Source organism: Foliimonas ilicis (assembly GCF_039939195.1).
GTDB classification, from domain to species: domain Bacteria; phylum Pseudomonadota; class Alphaproteobacteria; order Rhizobiales; family Rhizobiaceae; genus Foliimonas; species Foliimonas ilicis.
In genome coordinates this window covers 416,893-438,457 of the sequence record NZ_JBDUUH010000002.1, presented here as the reverse complement: position 1 = coordinate 438,457, position 21,565 = coordinate 416,893, and the positions used below count along the sequence as shown (strand labels likewise).

The 21,565-nt window shown below is 59.1% G+C and carries 19 protein-coding genes; 15 read left to right on the top strand and 4 right to left on the bottom strand.

The annotated features are described in order from the left end of the window. Positions 1-129: 129 nt before the first annotated feature. The gene (locus tag ABFT80_RS07690) at positions 130-1,899 is read left to right on the top strand and encodes a glucan ABC transporter ATP-binding protein/ permease (protein ID WP_347971283.1); all 1,770 of its coding nucleotides are present in this window, start codon (positions 130-132) and stop codon (positions 1,897-1,899) included. A gap of 83 nt (positions 1,900-1,982) precedes the next feature. Further along, positions 1,983-2,744, top strand: coding sequence for a heme ABC transporter permease (locus tag ABFT80_RS07685; RefSeq protein ID WP_347971282.1), 762 nt, complete (start codon positions 1,983-1,985; stop codon positions 2,742-2,744). A gap of 4 nt (positions 2,745-2,748) precedes the next feature. Here the strand turns inward: ABFT80_RS07685 and ABFT80_RS07680 are convergent, their stop codons facing one another. Then, positions 2,749-2,985: an Lrp/AsnC ligand binding domain-containing protein gene (locus ABFT80_RS07680; protein WP_347971281.1), complete on the bottom strand. Its 237-nt coding sequence runs from the start codon at positions 2,983-2,985 to the stop codon at positions 2,749-2,751. An 85-nt stretch (positions 2,986-3,070) separates the two neighbouring features. Then, positions 3,071-3,973, bottom strand: a complete 903-nt coding sequence (locus tag ABFT80_RS07675) for an alpha/beta hydrolase (RefSeq protein ID WP_347971280.1) — start codon at positions 3,971-3,973, stop codon at positions 3,071-3,073. 66 nt (positions 3,974-4,039) lie between these two features. Between ABFT80_RS07675 and ABFT80_RS07670 the strand changes: the two genes are divergently transcribed. The 13 genes from ABFT80_RS07670 to ABFT80_RS07610 all read left to right on the top strand — a co-directional run bounded on the left by ABFT80_RS07670 (position 4,040) and on the right by ABFT80_RS07610 (position 20,699). Next, entirely contained in the window at positions 4,040-6,334 is a 2,295-nt protein-coding gene (locus tag ABFT80_RS07670; RefSeq protein WP_347971279.1) for a bifunctional salicylyl-CoA 5-hydroxylase/oxidoreductase, read from the top strand. Continuing rightward, entirely contained in the window at positions 6,331-7,086 is a 756-nt protein-coding gene (locus ABFT80_RS07665; protein WP_347971278.1) for an SDR family NAD(P)-dependent oxidoreductase, read from the top strand. Before ABFT80_RS07670 ends, ABFT80_RS07665 begins: the two co-directional genes overlap by 4 nt. Then, entirely contained in the window at positions 7,083-7,577 is a 495-nt protein-coding gene (locus tag ABFT80_RS07660) for a MarR family winged helix-turn-helix transcriptional regulator (RefSeq protein WP_347971277.1), read from the top strand. The genes ABFT80_RS07665 and ABFT80_RS07660 overlap by 4 nt, the downstream gene beginning before the upstream one ends. Beyond that, positions 7,570-8,382, top strand: coding sequence for an enoyl-CoA hydratase family protein (locus ABFT80_RS07655; RefSeq protein ID WP_347971276.1), 813 nt, complete (start codon positions 7,570-7,572; stop codon positions 8,380-8,382). The genes ABFT80_RS07660 and ABFT80_RS07655 overlap by 8 nt, the downstream gene beginning before the upstream one ends. A gap of 1 nt (position 8,383) precedes the next feature. After that, complete coding sequence (locus ABFT80_RS07650; RefSeq protein WP_347971275.1) at positions 8,384-9,541, top strand: acyl-CoA dehydrogenase family protein; 1,158 nt, start codon at positions 8,384-8,386, stop codon at positions 9,539-9,541. 1 nt (position 9,542) lies between these two features. After that, positions 9,543-11,168, top strand: coding sequence for an AMP-binding protein (locus ABFT80_RS07645; protein WP_347971274.1), 1,626 nt, complete (start codon positions 9,543-9,545; stop codon positions 11,166-11,168). Then, positions 11,168-12,367, top strand: coding sequence for a kynureninase (gene kynU, locus ABFT80_RS07640; protein WP_347971273.1), 1,200 nt, complete (start codon positions 11,168-11,170; stop codon positions 12,365-12,367). The genes ABFT80_RS07645 and kynU overlap by 1 nt, the downstream gene beginning before the upstream one ends. A 171-nt stretch (positions 12,368-12,538) precedes the next feature. Further along, a complete protein-coding gene (locus ABFT80_RS07635; RefSeq protein WP_347971272.1) occupies positions 12,539-13,753 on the top strand; it encodes an ABC transporter substrate-binding protein in 1,215 nt (404 codons plus the stop codon). A gap of 131 nt (positions 13,754-13,884) precedes the next feature. After that, positions 13,885-14,667, top strand: coding sequence for an ABC transporter ATP-binding protein (locus ABFT80_RS07630; protein WP_347971271.1), 783 nt, complete (start codon positions 13,885-13,887; stop codon positions 14,665-14,667). Beyond that, positions 14,664-15,377 (top strand): ABC transporter ATP-binding protein, encoded by a 714-nt coding sequence (locus ABFT80_RS07625; protein WP_347971270.1) that lies wholly within the window; start codon positions 14,664-14,666, stop codon positions 15,375-15,377. Before ABFT80_RS07630 ends, ABFT80_RS07625 begins: the two co-directional genes overlap by 4 nt. Further along, positions 15,377-16,399, top strand: a complete 1,023-nt coding sequence (locus tag ABFT80_RS07620) for a branched-chain amino acid ABC transporter permease (protein ID WP_347971269.1) — start codon at positions 15,377-15,379, stop codon at positions 16,397-16,399. Before ABFT80_RS07625 ends, ABFT80_RS07620 begins: the two co-directional genes overlap by 1 nt. Next, positions 16,399-17,667 carry a branched-chain amino acid ABC transporter permease gene (locus ABFT80_RS07615; RefSeq protein ID WP_347971268.1) on the top strand — a complete coding sequence of 423 codons (1,269 nt, stop codon included), beginning with the start codon at positions 16,399-16,401 and terminating at the stop codon, positions 17,665-17,667. The genes ABFT80_RS07620 and ABFT80_RS07615 overlap by 1 nt, the downstream gene beginning before the upstream one ends. Positions 17,668-17,816: 149 nt before the next feature. Next, on the top strand, positions 17,817-20,699 hold the full coding sequence (locus ABFT80_RS07610; RefSeq protein ID WP_347971267.1) for a hybrid sensor histidine kinase/response regulator: 2,883 nt from the start codon (positions 17,817-17,819) through the stop codon (positions 20,697-20,699). Between the two features lie 303 nt (positions 20,700-21,002). Here ABFT80_RS07610 and ABFT80_RS07605 read toward each other — a convergent pair whose 3' ends face one another. Together ABFT80_RS07605 and ABFT80_RS07600 are read right to left on the bottom strand one after the other, a co-directional pair. Continuing rightward, positions 21,003-21,170, bottom strand: coding sequence for a hypothetical protein (locus ABFT80_RS07605; protein ID WP_347971266.1), 168 nt, complete (start codon positions 21,168-21,170; stop codon positions 21,003-21,005). A 67-nt stretch (positions 21,171-21,237) separates the two neighbouring features. Beyond that, positions 21,238-21,501, bottom strand: a complete 264-nt coding sequence (locus ABFT80_RS07600) for a DUF1488 family protein (protein WP_347971265.1) — start codon at positions 21,499-21,501, stop codon at positions 21,238-21,240. Positions 21,502-21,565 lie beyond the last annotated feature (64 nt).

Here is a 21,565-nt window from a genome sequence, read left to right as displayed (position 1 = left end):
GATGTTTTGTATAAAAAATCGGAACAGATACCCCTTCGGTGCATTGTTTTGGCCATAGGTAAGAGATATTTGTTAGCGATGTTGCGGTGCACAAACGTGCCCGCCGTGTTGCCTAGGCGGAGTAATTAGGTGTCTTTGCTTGAAATTTACTGGAGAGCTCTCCGGTATCTTGGAGCCGAAAAGCGTAAAGTAGCGTTCATTTGCTCCGCCAACATTGTCCTCGCGATCGTCACGATCGCCGAGCCAATTCTGTTTGGCCGCATCATCGACGCCATTTCCGAGCGCGCTAATGTGACCATGCAATTGGCGACGTGGGCGGGCCTTGGCGCGTTCAACATCGTCGCATTCGTTCTGATTGCCCGCAGCGCGGACCGCTTTGCTCACGCAAGGCGCGCCGAAGTGCTGTGCGAATCCTACGAAAAGACGGTGACGATGCCGCTGGCATGGCATCATGAGAACGGCACCTCGAACACGCTTCAGACCCTTATCCGTGCAGTGGAAACGCTGTTCACGATGTGGCTTGAGTTCATGCGCCAGCATCTCACGACCGCTGTGGCGCTGCTTCTGCTGATCCCTACCGCGATTTCCATGGATTTGCGTATGTCGATCGTCCTGCTGACGCTTGGCGTGCTTTACATCGTCGTTGGCCGTTTGGTCATGCGCAAGACGAAGCAGGGGCAGGCAGATGTCGAAGGCCATTACCGCACGGTCTTCGCGCATGTCTCCGACTCGGTCAGCAACGTTTCCGTCATTCAGAGCTACAATCGAATCGGTATCGAGACGCAGGCCCTCAAGGCCCTCGTCCGCAAGCTTATCGATGCGCAGTATCCGGTTCTCGACTGGTGGGCGCTTGCAAGCGCGCTGAACCGCCTTGCTTCGACGATTTCCATGATGGTCGTTTTGATGATCGGTGCGCTTCTCGTTTCGCGCGGCCAGCTTCGTGTTGGCGATGTGGTTGCCTTTATCGGCTTCGCGCAGCTTCTCATCTCGCGTCTCGACCAGATCACGCAGTTCGTGAATCAGATTTTCGAAGGGCGCGCCAAGCTTGAGAATTTCTACAAGCTCGAAGATGCGGTTGCCGAGCGCGTCGAGCCGGAAGGTCTTGTCGATCTGGAAGGCGTTCGCGGCGACATTCGCTTCGAGGAAGTGAACTTCGAGTTCCCGAATTCGGGTCAGGGCGTTGCCGACGTGTCGTTCGAGGTTCGCGCCGGTCAGACGGTTGCTATCGTTGGCCCCACGGGTGCCGGCAAGACGACGCTCATCAACCTTCTCCAGCGTGTGTTCACGCCACAGTCAGGCCGCATCCTCATCGACGGTATCAATACGAAGACGGTCAGCCGCAAGTCGCTCCGTCATTCGATCGCGACGGTGTTCCAGGATGCCGGTCTGCTCGACCGCTCCATCGAACAGAACATCCGTGTCGGCCGCGACGAAGCGACCTATGACGAGATTCATTCGGCTGCAAAGGCCGCTGCCGCTCAGGATTTCATCCTGAACAAGAGCCATGGCTACGATACCGTGGTTGGCGAGCGTGGCGGCCAGCTTTCGGGCGGTGAGCGTCAGCGTATCGCGATTGCTCGTGCGATTCTGAAAAACTCGCCGATCCTCGTGCTCGACGAGGCGACGAGCGCGCTCGACGTCGAGACAGAATCGCGCGTCAAGGAAGCGATCGACGGTGTGCGCGCAAACCGCACCACCTTCATCATCGCTCACCGTCTGGGCACCGTACGCGATGCCGACCTCGTCCTGTTCATGGACAAGGGCCGCATCGTCGAAATGGGCGGCTTCGATGAATTGTCGGAAAAGGGCGGCCGTTTCACCGCACTGCTGCGCGCCGGCGGTCTGGTTGCCGACGAGGAAAAAGAGCGCATCGGTCCGTCGCTTGTTCACGCGGCCTGATGAGGTTTCACTAACCCGTCAACGCCATTGCGAAGCATCCGGTCAGGCTTTATGTACTGGCCGGATGATCATGTTGAAGCCCCATGAGTGATACGACAGCGCGGCGCAGCCGCTTTGCCGATCTTGCAAACCCGACGCGCTTTCTGGCGTTGGCGCAGACGCTTTTGCCATGGCTTTGGGCCATCACGGCGCTTCTGCTCGCCACCGGGCTTTATCTGGCTTTCGCAGCTCCCGAAGATTATCAGCAGGGCATAACCGTCCGCATCATGTACATCCATGTGCCTTTCGCCTGGATCGCCATGATGTGCTACGGCCTGATGGCGATCTCGGCCATCGGCACGCTCGTCTGGCGCCATCCGCTGGCGGATGTGTCGCTGAAAGCCGCAGCACCGATCGGCGCGGTATTCACCGCACTCGCGCTGCTCACAGGCTCGATCTGGGGCAAGCCCATGTGGGGAACATGGTGGGTTTGGGACGCGCGCCTGACATCGGTCTTCGTGCTGTTCATCATGTATCTCGGCCTGATCGCGCTGACGCGCGCGCTCGACGATCCGTCGCGCTCGGCCCGAGCTGCCGCGATCATCACGCTGGTCGGCTCGGTCAACATCCCGATCATCAAATTCTCGGTCGATTGGTGGAACACGCTGCATCAGCCCGCATCTGTGTTCCGTCTCGACGGCCCGACGATCCATCCGAGCCTGCTGTGGCCGCTGCTGATCTCGGCGCTGGGCTTTACGATGCTGTTTTTCACGCTGCATCTGATGGCGATGCGCAACGAGATCTGGCGCCGCCGGGTTATGGCAATGCGCTACGTGGCCGCGCGCCGGGCTGATCGCAAGGCTTAGCGCCTCAAAACGCCTTGAACGTCAGCGTCGTCAGCGAACGCACAATCCCAGGCACATTCGCGACCTTCTCATTGATGAACTTGCCCACATCGACGCCGTCCTCGATATAGATTTTCATCATCAGATCATACTCGCCGCTGGTCGAATAAAGCTCTGACGCGACCTCGCGCTCGAAAATCTCGTCGGCCACATCGTATGTCTTGCCGGGCTGGCATTGCAGTTGAACGAACACGGCTCTCATCACGACCTCCGATGCATGTAAAATCAATATGTTGGAGCGCGGCCATGATTCAAAATCTCACGGCCTTCGCTCCATTGTTCAGGTCTTACAGGGCAAGCAGCGTTTTCACCAGCCTGTGTTCGGGGTCCATCAGACCGTCGATGATATCGTAGTGGTGGCGGCCTTCTTCTTCGACAGATGATATTGCGATGTCGAAACCGCTCCAGGCATTTGCCAGAAGCGCGTTCTGGCGCAGGAATTCCGGCCGCTCATCCGCGCCTACCCAGCACGTTACGTCGATGCCATCCACAGGCTCGAGCAGGGCAGGGCTCTCACTGCGCGCCGCCTCAATATCCAAGCCGAATTTTTCATTCATGCTCGTCTTCATGAGGGGGCGCAGATCGTGAAGGCCGGAAAGCGATACGGTCTTTTTAATCCGCGCGAGAACGTTGTTCGAAAGCGGCGAGCTACGTGAGACCATCCGCGTTACCATCTGCCCGCCTGCCGAGTGTCCGATCGTGTGGATAGGCCCGTCGATCTCTCCGGCGGCTGCGGTAATGGCTGCGCCGATCTGCGTGGTGATCCCGGAAATCTTCGCTTCGGGGCTTAGCACATAGGAAGGCATGGCGACGGTAAAGCCGTGTGCGAGCGGACCTGCGGCCAGATGCGACCAGTATGATTTATCGAATGCCAGCCAATATCCACCGTGAACGATGATGGCCAGACCCTTGGGCAAGCCCTCCGGCAGATAGAGATCGTAGCGGTTGCGCTCATGCGGGCCGTAGGAGATATTAGCGCGAAGACGGTTTGCGGATGCGGCCTTTTCCCTGAATTCCGCCGCAAGCACAGACCATTTAGCGGGATAGGCACTGCCATCGGCAATGTAGGCGCCGTTCGTGAAGGCGTCGTTCCAGTCTTTGGTTTCCGGCATGGGGCAATCCTGCTTGAGATCATGCACCATCGCCAGCCCCGCTGACAATTTCAAGTCGCATACATTAATTTCAAGCATGAAATTTCAAGCTTGAAATTATTCTGCTTGGGTGCAATCCTTCACGCAACAAGAGGGAGACGCGACATGAAGATCGCTTGTTTGGGAGGTGGTCCGGCTGGGCTCTACTTCGCCATCAGCATGAAGCTGCGCGACCCGGATTCGCAGATCACCGTCATCGAGCGCAACAAGCCGGACGATACATTCGGCTGGGGCGTGGTCCTTTCCGACGAGACCCTCGACAATCTGGCTGAAAACGACGCGGTCAGCGCGGCGTCCATCCGCTCGCATTTTGCCTATTGGGACGACATCGCCGTTCATTTCAAAGACACGAAGACGGTTTCGACCGGCCATGGCTTCTGCGGCATCGGCCGCAAGAAGCTGTTGATGCTGTTGCAGGAGAGGGCGCGCGAGCTCGGCGTCGAGCTTCGCTTCGAGACGAATGTCGAAAGCGTTGCGGATTACGCCTCGCAATATGATCTGGTTGTCGCCGCAGACGGGCTGAACTCGCGGGCGCGCAAGGAGTTCGAAGCCGAATTCGAACCTGACATCGACAGCCGCAAATGCAAATTCGTCTGGCTCGGCACGCATCAGAAATTCGGCGACGCATTCACCTTCATTTTCGAGGAAACCGAGCACGGCTGGGTCTGGGCGCATGCCTACCAGTTCGACAATGACACCGCGACTTTCATCGTGGAATGCAGCGAGGAAACCTGGGCGAAGTTCGGCTTCGGCGAAATGAGCCAGCAGGAAAGCATCGAGACCTGCCAGCGCATTTTCGCCAGGCACCTCGGCGGTCACGATCTGATGACAAACGCCACCCATATTCGCGGTTCGGCCTGGCTTAATTTCCCGCGTGTGCTTTGTAAGCGCTGGTCCTATCGCAACATCGCACTTCTGGGTGATGCGGCAGCGACCGCGCATTTCTCCATCGGCTCCGGCACCAAGCTGGCGCTGGAAAGCGCGATTGCTCTTGCCGATCTGGTTTACAAGGAAAAGTCGCTGGAGCGCGCATTCGAGCGCTATGAGGACGAACGGCGGACGGAAGTGCTCAAGCTGCAATCGGCGGCGCGCAATTCGCTGGAATGGTTCGAGGACGTCGAGCGTTACTTCGATCTCGATCCGGTGCAGTTCAACTATTCGCTGCTCACCCGCTCGCAGCGCATAAGCCATGAAAATCTGCGCCTGCGCGATCAGAAATGGCTGGAAAGTGCTGAGCGCTGGTTTCAGGAGGCGGCGGGTGCTGCGCAGGGAACGCGCCGCGCGCCGATGTTCGCACCCTTCAAACTGCGCGATATGGAGTTGAAGAACCGCATCGTCGTTTCGCCGATGGCGCAGTACAAAGCCGTCGATGGCACGCCGACCGACTGGCATCTGGTGCATTATTCCGAGCGCGCAAAGGGCGGGGCGGGGCTGGTCTATGTCGAAATGACATGCGTCAGCCCGGAAGGCCGCATCACGCGGGGCTGTCCGGGGCTTTATGCGCCGGAACATGAGGTTGCGTGGAAGCGCATCGTCGATTTCGTGCATGCCGAGACCTCCGCCAAAATTTGCTGCCAGATCGGCCATGCAGGCCGCAAAGGCTCGACAGGGCTTGGCTGGGAAGGGTCTGATCTTCCGTTAGAAGATGGCAATTGGCCGCTGCTTTCATCATCCGAGCGCCCTTGGTCGCCGAAGAACCAGACGCCGAAGGCGATGGGTCGCAGCGAGATGGATATGGTGCGCGATCAATTCGTCGCTTCCGCCGAAATGGCTGACCGCGCCGGTTTCGACATGCTGGAAATCCACGCCGCGCATGGCTATCTGCTGTCGTCCTTCATCACGCCGCTGACCAACAATCGCACCGACGAATATGGCGGCTCGCTCGAAAACCGCATGCGCTACCCCTTGGAAATCTTTCAGGCGGTTCGCGAAGTCTGGCCAAGCCACAAGCCGATTGCCGTTCGTATCTCCGCCAATGACTGGGTGGGCGATGAGGGCGTGACGCCTGAAGAAGCAGTCGAAATCGCGCGGATGCTTCAGGAGGCAGGTGTCGATATTTGCGACGTGTCGGCAGGCCAGACCTCGATCAATGCGCGGCCTGTCTATGGCCGCATGTTCCAGACGCCGTTTTCAGATCGCATTCGAAATGAAACAGGCATGGCGACGATGGCTGTCGGCAACATATTCGAGCCGGATCATGCCAATTCGATCCTGCTTGCCGGTCGTGCCGATCTCGTCTGTCTCGCAAGGCCGCATCTGTCTAACCCGTACTGGACGCTTCATGCGGCTGCCACGCTTGGCGACCAGCAAGAGGAATGGCCGCTGCCCTATCTGCCGGGCCGGGATCAGCTTCGCAGGCTTGCCGAGCGTTCGGATGCAACCAAGGAGCGTGCCGTATGACACTCGAAGGAAAACGCGCATTGGTGACGGGCGGCGGCTCCGGTCTAGGCGCGGCTATCGCTTTGGCGCTTGCGGAAGCCGGTGCGGAGGTGTTCGTTTCAGGGCGCCGGGCGTCTGCACTCGAAGAGATTTCGGCGCGTTCGGAACGGATTTCGCCAATAGTTGCAGATGTAACCAAAGAAGATTCATTGCGCGAAATGTTCGCGGAAATCGCCAAGGGCGGTGCGCCCGACATCGTGATCGCTAATGCGGGTGCCGCCGAAAGCGCGCCCTTCCATCGCACCGACCGCGATCTCTGGCAGCGCATGCTGGACGTCAACCTGACCGGTGTGTTCCTCACCTTTCAGGCCGCAATGCCGCTGATGAAGACAAACCCCAATGGCAGGCTTATCGCGATTGCCTCGACGGCTGGCCTCAAGGGCTATTCCTATATGTCGGCTTACACCGCCGCAAAACATGGCGTTGTCGGGCTTGTGCGCGCGCTCGCGCATGAGGTTGCGACTACTGGGCTTACCGTCAACGCGATCTGCCCGAGCTTCACCGAAACGCCGATGCTGGAACGATCCATCGAAAACATCATCGAAAAAACCGGCAAAAGCCGCGAATACGCGATGAAAGCCTTGTCGTCGGGCAACCCGCAAGGGCGCTTCATTCGCCCGGAAGAAGTGGCTGGAACCGTGCTCTGGCTTTGCGGGCCGGACGCAGGTTCTGTCACCGGACAGGCGATCTCCATATCAGGGGGCGAAATATGAATTTTCTCGCCAATGACGATGCGGCCCAGGCCGATGTGAAGCGCCAGCGCCTACGGGTCTGGCTGCGGCTTTTGAAAACGACGCGGCTGGTGGAAGCGACCGTGCGCGAAAACCTGCGGGTCGAATTCGATACGACGCTGCCGCGCTTCGACGTTCTAGCAGCACTCTATCGCTTCGAGACCGGACTGAAGATGACCGAGCTTTCGGCAGCCCTTCGCGTCTCGAACGGCAATGTAACCGGCATTGTCGAGCGGCTTGTCGCCGATGGCGCGGTGCTGCGTGTGCCGGTGGCGGGCGACAAGCGCGCAACACTAGTCAGGCTGACGAATAAGGGCCGCGACGAGTTCGCGCGCATGGCGTCTGCCCATGCGGAATGGATCGCCAATATTCTCGACGATCTGTCGGAGGAAACCTGCGATCGCCTCATCTCGGCACTCGATACGGTCGGCGCGTCTTCGAAACTGACGGGCCGGGAGGGTGCCGATGACTGATATGACGAACCACGCGCCGAAGCATTTTCGCTGGAGCGCGAAGGATGGCATCGCCACGATCACGCTCGACAGGCCGGAACGCAAAAACCCGCTGACCTTCGAAAGCTACGCTGAGCTGCGCGATACGTTTCGCGCGCTGGTCTATGCCGATGACATCAAAGCCGTCGTTTTCGGCTCGAATGGCGGAAATTTCTGCTCCGGCGGCGATGTGCACGACATTATCGGCCCGCTGCTCGACATGGATATGAAGAGCCTCCTGAATTTTACGCGTATGACCGGCGATCTGGTCAAGGCGATCATGGGCTGCGGAAAGCCGGTGATCGCGGCCATCGACGGCGTCTGCGTCGGGGCGGGCGCGATCATCGCGATGGCGTCCGATTTGCGCATCGCGGCACCTGAAGCGAAAACGGCATTTCTGTTTACGCGTGTTGGGCTTGCCGGATGCGACATGGGCGCATGCGCGATCCTGCCGCGCATAATCGGACAGGGCCGCGCTGCCGAATTGCTCTACACCGGCCGCTCGATGGATGCGGCGGAAGGCGAGCGCTGGGGTTTCTTCAACCGCGTCGTTTCGGCCGAAACGCTGGATGCGGAAGCGCTGAAATTGGCGCAGCGCCTGGCCGAAGGCCCGAATTTCGGGCACATGATGACCAAGACCATGCTCAATCAGGAATGGTCCATGTCCATCGAACAGGCCATCGAGGCAGAGGCGCAAGCGCAGGCGATCTGCATGCAGACCGCGGATTTCAAACGCGCCTTCGATGCCTTCGTCGCCCGCGAAAAACCAGCTTTCAAGGGCGATTGAAATGGCGGATAAGAGTTTCCTCGACTGGCCCTTTTTCGAAGACCGGCACCGCAAATTGTCGGCGGAACTGGAAATCTGGGCCGAAAGGGAACTCGTCCATATCGATCACGACAATGTCGACGACGCCTGCCGCGCACTGGTCGCTAAACTTGGCGAAGGCGGCTGGCTGAAACATTCCGCCGTCGATCCGCAAGATGCCGCAAGCGCGCTCGACGTGCGCAGCCTGTGCATCATCCGCGAAACGCTGGCGCGCCATGACGGGCTGGCCGATTTCGCATTCGCCATGCAGGGGTTGGGAACCGGCGCGCTGTCGCTTTTCGGTTCGGGTGTGCAAAAGAGCGAATGGCTGACCAAGACGCGCGCCGGAAAGGCGCTTTCGGCATTCGCGTTGAGCGAGCCGAAATCCGGCTCCGATGTCGCCAATCTTGAGCTTTCCGCTGAGAAAAACGGCGAATTCTACGTGCTCAACGGCGAGAAAACGTGGATTTCAAATGGCGGAATCGCGGATTTCTACACGGTCTTCGCGCGAAGCGAGGATTTGCCGGGCGCAAAAGGCATTTCCGCTTTCGCAGTAACCGCCGATACGCCAGGCTTGCACATCGCCGAACGGCTCGAAGTCATCGCGCCCCATCCGTTGGCCAGGCTGTCATTCGAGAACTGCCGCGTGCCTGCAAGCGCGATGATCGGCCAGCCGGGGCAGGGGTTCCGCATCGCCATGTCGGTGCTCGATGTTTTCCGCTCGACGGTGGCCGCGGCTGCACTCGGCTTTGCGCGGCGCGCGCTCGACGAAACGTTGGACCGGGCGCGCTCGCGCAATCTGTTCGGCGCGCCGCTGGCCGATCTGCAGATGGTGCAGGGGCATATCGCGGATATGGCACTCGACATCGATGCAGCGGCACTTCTGGTTTACCGCGCCGCGTGGCTGAAGGATTCGGGCGCCGCCCGCGTCAGCCGGGAAGCGGCGATGGCAAAACTCTACGCCACGGATCACGCGCAAATCGTCATCGACAAGGCGGTGCAGATCCATGGCGGCGATGGCGTACGCAAGGGAAGCGTGGTCGAAAAACTCTATCGCGAAATTCGCGCACTTAGAATCTATGAGGGGGCTTCGGACGTGCAGAAAGTGATTATCGCCAGACAAACGCTTGCGGGAGGGTGACATGCTTGGAGCATCCGCCCATACCGACACTTTCGCGCGCGACAACCTTCCGCCGCTCGAGCAATGGCCCGACCTGCTGCTGGATGGGTTCGACTATCCAGACCGCCTGAATGCAGGCGTCGAACTGACCGATGCGATGGTCGGCAAAGGCTTTGGCGACCACACGGCGCTGATCGGCAATGGCCGCCGCCGCACTTATAAAGAACTGACCGACTGGTCGAATCGCATCGCGCATGCGCTGGTCGAAGATTATGGGGTAAAGCCCGGCAACCGCGTGCTGATCCGCTCCGCCAACAATCCGGCGATGGTTGCCTGCTGGCTGGCCGCGACGAAGGCTGGTGCCGTCGTCGTCAACACGATGCAGATGCTGCGCGCAGGCGAACTGGCGCAGGTGGTAGACAAGGCGGAAATCACGCTGGCGCTCTGCGACACGCGTATTCTGGATGAGCTAGTCGCTTGCGCGAAGACCAGCCAATTTCTGAAGCAGGTCATCGGCTTTGACGGCACGGCCAATCACGATGCTGAACTCGACCGTGTGGCACTTGGCAAATCCGTGAAATTCGAAGCGGTCGCAACCGCCAGCGATGACGTCGCGCTGCTGGGCTTCACGTCGGGCACGACCGGCGAGCCAAAGGCGACGATGCATTTCCATCGCGATCTGCTGATCATCGCCGATGGGTACGCAAGGGAAGTTCTGGCCGTCACGCCTGACGACATTTTCGTTGGTTCGCCGCCGCTGGCCTTCACATTCGGCCTTGGCGGACTGGCGATCTTCCCGCTGCGTTTCGGTGCGGCGGCAACGCTTCTGGAACAGGCGACGCCGCCGAAGATGATCGAGATTATCGAGACCTATAAGGCGACGATCAGCTTTACCGCGCCGACCGCTTACCGCGTGATGCTGAATGCGATGGAGGAGGGCGCCGACCTGAGTTCGCTTCGCGTTGCGGTTTCGGCGGGCGAAACTCTGCCTGCGCCGATCTACGACGCCTGGATGAAGAAGACCGGCAAGCCGATGCTCGATGGCATAGGTGCGACCGAAATGCTGCATATCTTCATTTCGAACCGCTTCGGGGACTCGGCTCCGGCTTCAACCGGCAGGCCGGTTGGCGGCTATGAGGCGAAGATCGTCGATGACGACATGAATGAGGTGCCGCGCGGCGAAATCGGCAAGCTGGCGGTTCGCGGCCCGACCGGCTGTCGCTATCTTGCAGACGACCGGCAGGAAAAATACGTCCGCGATGGCTGGAACCTGACGGGCGATGCCTTCTATCAGGACGAGCAGGGCTATTTCCACTTCGCGGCTCGCTCGGACGATATGATTATCTCGTCCGGCTACAATATTGCCGGGCCGGAAGTGGAGGCAGCACTTCTGGCGCATGATCTCGTCAGCGAATGCGCGGTAATTGGCGCGCCTGACGAGGAGCGCGGGCAGATCGTTGAGGCGCATGTCGTGCTGGTTGCCGAGGCTTCGCCCGACGCTTTGACGATCAAACTGTTGCAGGATCATGTGAAGAATGCGATCGCGCCTTATAAATATCCGCGCTCGATCAAATTCGTGACAGCCCTGCCAAAGACGGCAACCGGTAAAATCCAGCGCTTCGCTCTCAAGAAAAAAGTCCCTGCCTGATGACGATCGACATATTTGAACGCACGAAGGCTCTGTTCGACCTGCCGGAAGGCATCGTTTATCTGGATGGCAACTCGCTTGGGCCTCTGCCGAAAGCCGCACGCCAGCGGGTGTTGACGGAGATCGATGAGGGTTGGGGCAAGAGCCTGATCCGCGGCTGGAACGACCGCGATTGGATCGGCCTTCAGGCGTCCACCGGCGACCGTATTGCAAAACTGATCGGCGCGCCTGCGGGAAGCGTGATTGCGTCGGATTCCACGTCCATCAATCTTTTCAAGGCGTTGACCGCTGCACTTGAATCAGCAGGCGAACGCAAGATCGTGCTTTCCGACAGCGGAAATTTTCCGAACGACCTTTACGTTGCGCAAGGTGCACTTGCCGCACTCGACAAGTTCTATGTGCTGAAGATAGTCGCGCCGGAAGAAATTGCCGACGCAATCACCGACGAAGTCGCCGTGCTGATGATCACGCAGGTCGATTATCGCACAGGCCGTTTGCACGACATGGAAGCGCTGACCGCCAAGGCGCGGGCGAAGGGCGTGCTTACGATCTGGGATTTATGCCATTCTGCAGGCGCGCTGCCGGTCGAACTTGAGCGCTGCGGCGTCGATTTCGCGGTGGGCTGCGGCTACAAATATTTGAATGGCGGCCCCGGCGCTCCTGCCTTCATTTACGTTCGGCCCGGTCTTGCAGACAGTGTGAAACCATCACTCGCCGGATGGATGGGGCATGATGCGCCATTTGCGTTCGACCTCGAATATCGTCCCGCGAAGGGCATTGACCGTATGCGCGTCGGCACACCGCCGATCCTGTCGCTTGCAGCGCTTCATACGGCGCTCGAAGTATGGGAGGGCGTCGATCTCCATGCGCTCAGGGCGCGCTCGATTGCGCTGTGCGACCGCTTCATCGAGGAGGTCGAGCGTCGCTGCCCTGATCTGGAACTCGTTACCCCACGCGATGCAGCCATGCGCGGCAGTCAGGTTTCGTTCCGATTTCACGAAGGCTATGCGGCGATGCAGGCGGTGATTGCGCAAGGTGTGATCGGCGATTTCCGCGCGCCCGACATGATGCGTTTCGGCTTCACGCCCCTCTATATCGGGATCGACGATGTGCTTGAGGCTGCGGGCAGGCTAGAGCGTGTAATGCGCGAAAAATTGTGGGATCGACCAGAATACCGCAATAAAAACAAGGTTACGTAACGGGGAGATCACGGAAGATTTCATCCGTGACACTTGTTGAACGCATAGTCTTTCTATAGGACCAAAGGTCAATCGGGCGGGGAGTTAGCAACGGATTGGTGGAACACCGTTGCCATTGCCTGATGCGCAAAACCGGATTGCCGGTAATCGACACCAAGCAGGAGGAATATTATGAAAAGCATTACCAAAAATCTCATCGCGGGCGCGATGTTGAGCACCGCGATTCTCGCGGGCTCGGTTGCTGCCCATGCCGATGTGAAGATCGGCTTTCTCGGCGGGTTCACTGGCCCGATCGAAAGCCTCGTGCCGCCGATCTTCGACGCGGCAAAGCTTGCCGTTAAGGACGTCAACGATCAGGGCGGCATTCTCGACGGCCAGACGCTGAATATTATCTCGGGCGATTCGACCTGCGCGGACGCGACCGCCGCATCAAACGCTGCCGACCGCATGGTCAACTCCGAAAAGGTGACCGCGCTCGTCGGTCCGCTCTGCTCGGGTGAAACCATTGCTGCTGCAAACAACGCAGCCATTCCCGGCGGCGTTCTTCTGATCTCGCCTGCGGCGACTTCGCCTGCATTGACGACGCTGGACGACAAGGACCTCGTGTTCCGCACGACCTCGTCGGACTCCTACAGCGGCGAAACGCTGGCCAAAATCCTGAAGGAGAAGGGCACCGACAACATCGCCATCACATACGTCAACAATGACTATGGCAAAGGCTTTGCGGACGCACTTGAAGCAGCTTTCAAGGCTGCCGGCGGCACCGTTTCGGGCAAGGACGCGCATGAAGACGGCAAGGCGGATTACCGCGCCGAAATCGGCTCGCTCTCCGCTTCGGGCGCAGACACGCTTGTCGTGCTCGCTTATGTCGATGGCTCTGGCTCGACCATCATCCGTCAGGCTCTCGAAGGCGGCGACTTCTCGAAATTCGCAGGCGGCGACGGCATGGTCGGCGATACGCTCGTAACCAATATCGGCGAAGGCCAGCTCGACGGCATGGTCGCGACCCGCATCGGCAATGCGAGCGGTCCGGGTACCGAAGTCTATCTCAAACTCGCCAAGGACGCCGGCCTCGACCCGAACGCCAATTTCGGTGCGCAGGCTTATGATGCCGCCTTCATGATCGCTCTTGCGATCGAAAAGCTCGGCAAGGATTCGCGCGAAGGCCTGAGTGCGGCACTGCGCGAAGTGTCCTCCGAGCCCGGTGAAGTCATTCTTCCGGGCGAATGGGAGAAGGCCAAGAAGCTGATCGCGGAAGGCAAGGACATCAATTACGAAGGCGCTGCAGGCAGCCACGAATTCGACGAAAACGGCGACGTTCCCGGCAACGTCATCGAAATGGTCGTCGAAGGCAAAGGCTTCAAGGAAGTCACCGCCGCGCAGTAAAGCCACGAACGAGTGCAGGAAGGCCGCCGGGACGCGGCCTTCCTGTCAATTGCCAAGAAACGCAGCGGATGGACCGGCATGTGGGGTGCCGGGCGAGGGACCCGAATGCGTTCGAAAATATTGGGGTAGGCGTGAACGCGCTCATCGAAGTCAGAAACGTAACCAAGCGCTTCGGCAATGTCGTTGCGGTCAATGATTGTTCGCTCAAGGTCGAGAGAGGCACCATAACCGGGCTGATCGGGCCGAACGGTGCAGGCAAGACCACCATGTTCAACATGGTGGCAGGCGCTTTCGCGCCGACCTCCGGCAGCATATGGCTGGACGGCAGGGACGTGACGGGCATGCCCGCGCACGAACTTTTCGAACACGGCCTGTCGCGCACCTTCCAGATCGCGCAGGAATTCTCGCACCTTACGGCGCTTGAGAATTTGATGGTCGTGACGGCGGGAAAATCCACCGAATCCTTTTTCGATGCCTGTTTCCGGCGCGGGCGCGTCGGCATGATCGAGACGGCAACGCGCCGCAAGGCCGAGGAAGTCATCAAGGTTCTGCGGCTCGAGCATGTGCGCAACGAGCGCGCGGGGAATTTGTCGGGTGGTCAGAAAAAGCTGCTCGAACTTGGCCGCGTCATAATGGCCGACCCGATGGTTGTGCTGCTGGATGAGGTCGCGGCGGGCGTCAACCGCACGCTGCTGAACGATCTGGCCAGCGTGGTTGAATCGCTGAACCGCGACAGGGGCCTGACCTTCTTCGTTATCGAACACGACATGGATCTGATTGCGCGGCTTTGCGATCCGGTCATCGTGATGGCCGCAGGCACGGTCATGCTGCAAGGCCCGATGAACGAAATCCGAAAGAATCCGGAAGTGATCGAAGCCTATTTCGGCGGCGCGCCTGTGGGAGACGCCGCATGAGCATTCTGAAAATGACGAATGTGCACGCCGGTTATGGCGGTGCGAATATTCTGAACGGCGTCGATATGGAGATCGATGTCAACGAAATCGGCGTGATTGTCGGGCCGAACGGTGCGGGCAAATCGACGTCGCTGAAAGCGCTGTTCGGCCTGCTGACGATTTCGGAAGGCACCGTCGTCTTCGACGGCAAGGACGTGACAAACGAGAAGCCGGAAAATCTGGTGCGCGGCGGGCTGTCCTTCGTGCCGCAGGAATTCAACGTCTTTCCGACCATGTCGGTGCGCGAAAACCTCGAAATGGGCGCTTATGTGCGCAAGGGCGATTTCAAGCATCTCATCGAAAAGATGTTCGAATATTTCCCGCCGCTTCGCGACAAGCAGAAGCAGCCTGCGGGCGAGCTTTCGGGCGGTCAGCGCCAGATGGTGGCCATCGGCCGTGCGCTGATGGTCGAACCGAAGCTGCTTTTGCTGGACGAACCGACCGCCGGTCTTTCGCCGCTCTATATGGGCGAGATTTTCGAGCGCGTCGTTGCCATCAACAAGATGGGCGTCGGCATATTGATGGTCGAGCAGAATGCGCGCCAGGCGCTGGCCATCGCGCATCGCGGCTTCGTGCTCGCCAGCGGGCGCAACTCTTTCACCGATACCGGCCAGGCATTGCTCGACAATCCGGAAGTGGCCGAAAGCTTCCTCGGCGGAGGAAAACACTGATGGAAAATGTAGGATTGCTGTCGGCGCTGCCGATCAACGAAATCGTATTCTTCATCAACAAGGTCGTGATTTCCGGCATGATCATCGGCTCGGTCTACGCGCTTGGCGCGGTCGGGCTGACGCTTGTCTGGGGCATTCTGCGCTTCGCGAATTTCGCGCATGGCGATCTGATGACCTTCGGCGCATTCATGGCCTTCGTGCTGACCGCGATGATGCCGGGCATCGGTGCCGCTATTGGCCTGCCGACCGCCTTCGTCGTGATGCCGATTGCGATGCTGATTACCGCGGGCTTCACGATCTTCCTCGACAAGGCGTTCTACCAGCCGCTGCGCAAGACAAATCCGAAGCCAATCACGCTGGTCATTGCGTCCTTCGGCGTGATGCTGATGCTGCAGGGGCTGATCCGCCTGATCTGGGGCACCGCGCCGCGCAATATGTATGTCGGCCCGAAGGAGATTTATCGTGTTCCCTTTGGCGGCAGGGACATCATCGTCACCGAGCCGCAGCTTCTGCTGATCCTGTTCACCATCGCCAGCATCGTTGCGCTGCATTTCTTCCTGACGCGATCGCGCACCGGCAAGGCGATGCGGGCAATGTCCGACAATGCCGATCTGGCACGCATTTCGGGCATCAGCACACAGCAGGTCGTGCGCACGACATGGATCATTTCGGGCAGTCTTGCCGCAGCAGCCGGAACACTGCTTGCCATGGATGTCAGCCTCAAGCCCGATCTGAGCTTCAACCTTCTCCTGCCGATCGTGGCGGCGATGATCGTCGGCGGCATCGGCCAGCCTTACGGCGCAATCAGCGGCGGGCTGATCGTCGGCTTCACGGAGACGGTCGCCGTTTTCAACTGGGCGATATTGCTGCGGCCTTTCAGGGACCGCTTCCCCGAATGGCTCGAAATACCGGCCAACATTTCCTTCGTGCCGACCGAATACAAGCTGGTCGTGCCGTTTGTGATCCTCGTTGCGGTTCTTATCTGGCGGCCCAACGGCATATTTCGCGGAAAGGTGCTGTGATGAAAGCACTCGATCTTCGCACTGCCGGCCTGATCGGCGGCCTCATTGTCATCGTCGCACTCGTATTCGCCTGGCAGGGCAATGCCTATGGCTTGCGCATGCTGGTCGAGGCGAGTTGTCTTGCCATCATCGCACTCGGCCTGAATGTTCAATGGGGCTATGCGGGCTTGTTCAATGCAGGCGTGATGGGTTTCATCGCCATTGGCGCATTCGGCGCAATGCTGATTTCGTTTCCGGTCAACCCGGTTTTCTGGGATTCGGCAGCGCCCGGACTGCTGGCCCACATGGGCTTCATCATCCTGATCGGCGGCACGATCACCTTTCTGCTCAGCCGCAGCAACCGCTATGGCGTCCCGAAAAAGCTGCGCACATTGCTCACCGTGATCGCCGGCGCGACGACATATCTGATGGCCGAAAGCGCGCTTGAACCGGCGGCAAGCCTGATCGAGCAGAATTCGGGCTTCATCGGCGGCTTCGGGCTTCCGGTCTGGTTGGGCTGGCTGTTCGGCGGCATTATCGCCGGTGCGCTGGCATGGTTCATAGGTCGCATCACGCTCGGCCTGCGCTCGGATTATCTGGCGATCGCGACGCTCGGCATCGCCGAAATCGTCAAGGCATTCCTCAAAAACGCCGATTGGGCGACGCGCGGAACGCTGACCGTCTCGCCGCTGCCATGGCCGGTGCCGACAGCAATGGAGGTCGGCTTCATCGCGGCGCGTTCTGCCTATCTCTGCATTACCGCTCTTCTCATCGTGGTGATTTTCGTGCTTCTCCAGCGCGGCTGGGCGTCGCCCTGGGGGCGCATGATGCGCGCAATCCGCGAAAACGAACTGGCGGCGGAAGCAGTCGGCAAGGATGTGAACCGTCGCCGGTTGGAAATGTTCGTGCTCGGCAATTTCATCGTCGGTGTGGGCGGTGCGGCATTGATCAGCTTCGGCGGCATTTTCGATCCGAGCGGCTTCTCGCCGATCAATCATACATTCCTCGTGCTGATCATGGTCGTGCTTGGCGGCTCCGGCAACAATCTGGGCGCCATATTCGGCGCGCTTCTGGTCTATGTCATCTGGACGATGTCGGAGCCAGCAGCGCTTATCGCCTTCCACTATGGCGCAAGCTGGCTGCAAAGCGCGTTCGACATAACGCCGCCTGCCGATTTGCCGACGCGGGCTCTGCAGATGCGCGTTTTCGTCATCGGCCTGACGATCATTCTGGTGTTGCGTTTCGCGCCGAAGGGCCTCATTCCTGAGCGGGTTATGAAATACGAGTAAACGTCTGATCGGAATCTACTTTTCCCATATCGATCAGTCACGTTTCCCGTAAAAAGTGTAGCGGCGTATCACTGTACAATCCGTGCAATCTGTTGCTAGAAACTTGCCGATCGTCCTCGTAATTTCAGGTCGGAGAGAGAGAATTACTGATGCTGCGTGCTCTGCCAGATGGAGCTATTGATGCGGAAGGCCTCTTCAACGCATCGCCCAATCCCTACGTGGTTCTCGACACGCATCTGAACATCGTCGGTATGAACGAGGCTTATCTCGCGATCACCATGCGCCAGCGCGATGCATTGCTGGGTGTCAACATGTTCGAGGCGTTTCCGAGCGACCCGGATTCGGTAAATGGCATGATGCTGCGGCAGTCGCTGCAGCGCACGATTGCGACAAAGCGCGTCGATTATCTGCCGATTATTCCCTATGCGATCGCGCGGGCGGACGGTTCGATGGAAGAGCGCTTCTGGAGCGCGACGCATACGCCGATTTTCGACGCTGAGGGCGAGGTTGCGTTTGTTCTGCAGAACACGGTGGACGTCACCGAACTGCACAATCTTCGCCTGAGCGCTTCGGGCAACATGATGCAGGTGCAGTCCGGTCTGATTCAGCGTGCGGACGCTGTTGTCAATGAAAACAGGCTTCTTGGCGCCGAGGGGGAGCATTTGCGGAGCCTGTTCGTTCAGGCGCCGAGTTTCATGGCCGTGGTGACCGGCCCCGAACATGTTTTCGACATCGCCAATACGGCCTATTTGAATCTGGTCGGCGATCGCCCGCTGATAGGCAGGAAAGTACGCGATGCGATTCCCGAAGTTGTAGGGCAGGGCTTTGTCGAACTGCTCGATGAAGTCTATTCGTCGGGCAAACCCTACATCGCCAATGAGGTGAAGGTTTTTCTGCGCAGGCATGAAGGTCGGCCGGAAGAGGAGCGCCATGTCGACCTGATCTACCAGCCTCTCTTCGGGGAAGACGACAAGATCACCGGCATCTTCGTGCAGGGCCACGATGTAACGGAGCAGCGCAAAGCGAAAGACGCAGCGCGCGAAAGTGAGTTGCGCTTCCGCTCCCTGGCTCAGTCGATGCCCAATCATGTCTGGACGAGCCTGCCGGATGGCCAGTTGGACTGGTTCAACGATCAGGTCTACCAATATAGCGGCCACAGTGCAGGTGAACTCGACGGCGATAAATGGGCGGCGATCGTCCATGAGGATGATCGCGAAAACGCTGCATCCAATTGGGTGAAGGCGCTCGGCACGGAAAAGCTTTACCAGACTGAATTTCGTCTGCGGCGTTTCGATGGATCGTATCGCTGGCATATCGCACGCGCGGTTCCATCGCGCGGGTCGGATGGCAATATCGTCCGGTGGGTCGGCACGAACACCGATATTGAAGACCAGAAAAGAACGGAAGAGCAGCTCGAATTCCTCAACACGACACTTGAGGATCGTGTCGAGGAGCGTACGGCCGAATTGCTGGAAGCACAGGCCGTGCTTCGCCAGACGCAGAAGATGGAAGCCATCGGAAATCTCGCGGGCGGTATCGCGCATGATTTCAACAATCTGCTTCAGGTCATCGGCGGGAATCTCCAGCTCGTGATGAAGGATTTCACCGGCAACGAATTGGCCGAACGCAGGCTGAACAATGCGCTGTCCGGTGTCACGCGCGGCGCCAAGCTTGCCTCGCAAATGCTGGCCTTCAGCAGACGCCAGCCGCTGGAGCCCAAGGTCGTCAATCTCGGGAGGCTGGTGCGTGACATGGATCACATCATCCGGCGCAGCATTGGTGAGGCGATTGAAATCGACAGCATCGTCGGCGGCGGGCTGTGGAATACGCTGGCCGATCCCGGCAATGTCGAAAACGCGCTTCTCAATCTCGCGATCAATGCGCGCGATGCGATGGACGGTCAGGGCAAGCTGACGATCGAGGCAGGCAACGCCTATCTCGACGAGGCCTATTCAAGGACACATGACGAGGTTACGCCTGGTCAGTATGTTATGCTGGCGGTAAGCGACACGGGCGCCGGAATGACGCCTGAGATCATCGAGAAGGTGTTTGATCCGTTCTTCACGACCAAGCCGGAAGGCAAAGGCACGGGTCTCGGCCTGTCCATGGTCTATGGCTTCGTCAAACAGTCCAATGGGCATATCAAGATCTACAGCGAACCGGGCGTCGGAACGACGGTGAAGCTTTATCTGCCGCGCTCATTCCATGCCGAGGACACGCTTTCCGACGTCGAGAGCGGCCCGTTGGCTGGAGGCAGCGAAACCATTTTGGTGGCGGAGGACGATGAGGCGGTGCGCGACACGACCGTCGCTCTGCTGAGCGAACTCGGCTACCGGGTTCTCAAGGCCAAGGATGCAGACAGCGCTTTGACCATCGTCGAGAGTGGCGTTCCGATCGACCTTCTGTTCACCGATGTCGTCATGCCAGGCCGCGTAAAAAGCACCGAACTTGCCCGCGCGGCGAAAGAGCGGTTGCCCAACATCGGTGTGCTGTTCACCTCCGGCTACACCGAGAACTCCATCGTGCATGGCGGGCGGCTGGATCAGGGCGTTCAATTGCTGAGCAAGCCTTACACGCGCGAAGCGCTGGCCCGCAAAGTACGCTCCATCCTCGCGCGCGCCGAGCAGGAAAAGCGGATTTCTCCCGTTTCGCCGAAGCCGGTGTCGCTGGAAGGCCTTCGAGTTCTTTTGTGCGAAGACGATGCGATCATCCGTATGACAACGGCAGACATGCTGCAGGATATGGGTGTTGTCGTACTGGAGGCGGGGTCTGCAACGGAAGCCATGGCACTGGCCAGGACGGAATTCGTGCACCTGCTCGTAACCGATGTCGGTTTGCCGGACATGTCAGGCGTGGAGCTTGCGGACAAAATTCGCGCCGCGCTTCCCGATTTGCCGGTGATATTCGCAACCGGGCACAGCGATGTGCCGGGTACGGAGAATATGCCGATGGTCGATATTCTGGTGAAGCCCTACGATGAAAAAGGCCTTCTTGCCGCGATTGCGCGGCTTGTCGCCGAAATTTCCAGGTAATCTGCCCGTAGTTTCGATCTTAATGAGAACTGATTGGACCCTGCTATTCGCGGGCGGTTCCATGCGTCTATATTGTGGACAAAAAGATTGGCTGGCCCGATAGGTAGAATTTGCGGGTAAATATTAACGAGTCGTTAACGCGAAACGCGCACGGTCGTCATGCATGAAATTCTCCCTGAACTTCATGCAGGCGGCCCTGGATCACCCCCAACACCCCTGTCCAGGGTCGCCACCTGAGCCCTGGAATAATGCGCTCGGCACAGTATGCGCAGCGCGGGTTGTGATGTTGGGGTTTCAAGAAAATCAGAGAAGCCGATTGTCTTCAGCCACCTGTTTCGCGCGTCTGCGCGTTCCGTCCGTATCAGCCTTGACGCGCCGCTCGGCTTCGCGGTCCCGGATGGGAGCAGGCGTTTTTTCATCGGCATTCTTCGGCGCAGGGGGCGGAGGCAGCTTCTTTTCGAATACGATCATGTCGCGTTCCTTTGGTTGGGGAGGGTTCAGAGCGTTCGCACGGTGCTCGCGTCGGCTTACAAGCCGGTCAGCGTGCCAGATCCGACGAGGTCAGAACGAATCTGTTCTGATGGCTCTTGTTGTAAGCCTTGCGCGCTGCGTCCCGTATGGTTTCGAGCGCGTTGTCGAATGCAGCGAGATAACCGGTTTCGGCGTCTTTCGCGCTTTTGGCAGTCAGGGCCTCTACCTCCAGAGCGAATTCGATCTGGGACATGCCGTCATGGCCAACGAAACGGATGCGCTTGTGCGCTTCGTCATAGCTGCGGCTGGGGTTGGGAAAGGTCAGGCTCATGATTGCCTCGAATTTACGTAGCAGTCCGGAACAGAAGCCCCACCGCTTAAGGCGCTGTGGGGCC

Bases quoted from the DNA above. Each gene is read 5' to 3' on its own strand.
- ABFT80_RS07635 (WP_347971272.1), top strand. From the start codon at position 12,539: ATGAAAAGCATTACCAAAAATCTCATCGCGGGCGCGATGTTGAGCACC.
- kynU (WP_347971273.1), top strand. From the start codon at position 11,168: ATGACGATCGACATATTTGAACGCACGAAGGCTCTGTTCGACCTGCCG.
- ABFT80_RS07655 (WP_347971276.1), top strand. From the start codon at position 7,570: ATGACTGATATGACGAACCACGCGCCGAAGCATTTTCGCTGGAGCGCG.
- ABFT80_RS07645 (WP_347971274.1), top strand. From the start codon at position 9,543: ATGCTTGGAGCATCCGCCCATACCGACACTTTCGCGCGCGACAACCTT.
- ABFT80_RS07660 (WP_347971277.1), top strand. From the start codon at position 7,083: ATGAATTTTCTCGCCAATGACGATGCGGCCCAGGCCGATGTGAAGCGC.
- ABFT80_RS07665 (WP_347971278.1), top strand. From the start codon at position 6,331: ATGACACTCGAAGGAAAACGCGCATTGGTGACGGGCGGCGGCTCCGGT.
- ABFT80_RS07625 (WP_347971270.1), top strand. From the start codon at position 14,664: ATGAGCATTCTGAAAATGACGAATGTGCACGCCGGTTATGGCGGTGCG.
- ABFT80_RS07685 (WP_347971282.1), top strand. From the start codon at position 1,983: ATGAGTGATACGACAGCGCGGCGCAGCCGCTTTGCCGATCTTGCAAAC.
- ABFT80_RS07675 (WP_347971280.1), bottom strand. From the start codon at position 3,973: ATGCTTGAAATTAATGTATGCGACTTGAAATTGTCAGCGGGGCTGGCG.
- ABFT80_RS07650 (WP_347971275.1), top strand. From the start codon at position 8,384: ATGGCGGATAAGAGTTTCCTCGACTGGCCCTTTTTCGAAGACCGGCAC.
- ABFT80_RS07600 (WP_347971265.1), bottom strand. From the start codon at position 21,501: ATGAGCCTGACCTTTCCCAACCCCAGCCGCAGCTATGACGAAGCGCAC.
- ABFT80_RS07670 (WP_347971279.1), top strand. From the start codon at position 4,040: ATGAAGATCGCTTGTTTGGGAGGTGGTCCGGCTGGGCTCTACTTCGCC.
- ABFT80_RS07620 (WP_347971269.1), top strand. From the start codon at position 15,377: ATGGAAAATGTAGGATTGCTGTCGGCGCTGCCGATCAACGAAATCGTA.
- ABFT80_RS07615 (WP_347971268.1), top strand. From the start codon at position 16,399: ATGAAAGCACTCGATCTTCGCACTGCCGGCCTGATCGGCGGCCTCATT.
- ABFT80_RS07680 (WP_347971281.1), bottom strand. From the start codon at position 2,985: ATGAGAGCCGTGTTCGTTCAACTGCAATGCCAGCCCGGCAAGACATAC.
- ABFT80_RS07610 (WP_347971267.1), top strand. From the start codon at position 17,817: ATGCTGCGTGCTCTGCCAGATGGAGCTATTGATGCGGAAGGCCTCTTC.
- ABFT80_RS07605 (WP_347971266.1), bottom strand. From the start codon at position 21,170: ATGATCGTATTCGAAAAGAAGCTGCCTCCGCCCCCTGCGCCGAAGAAT.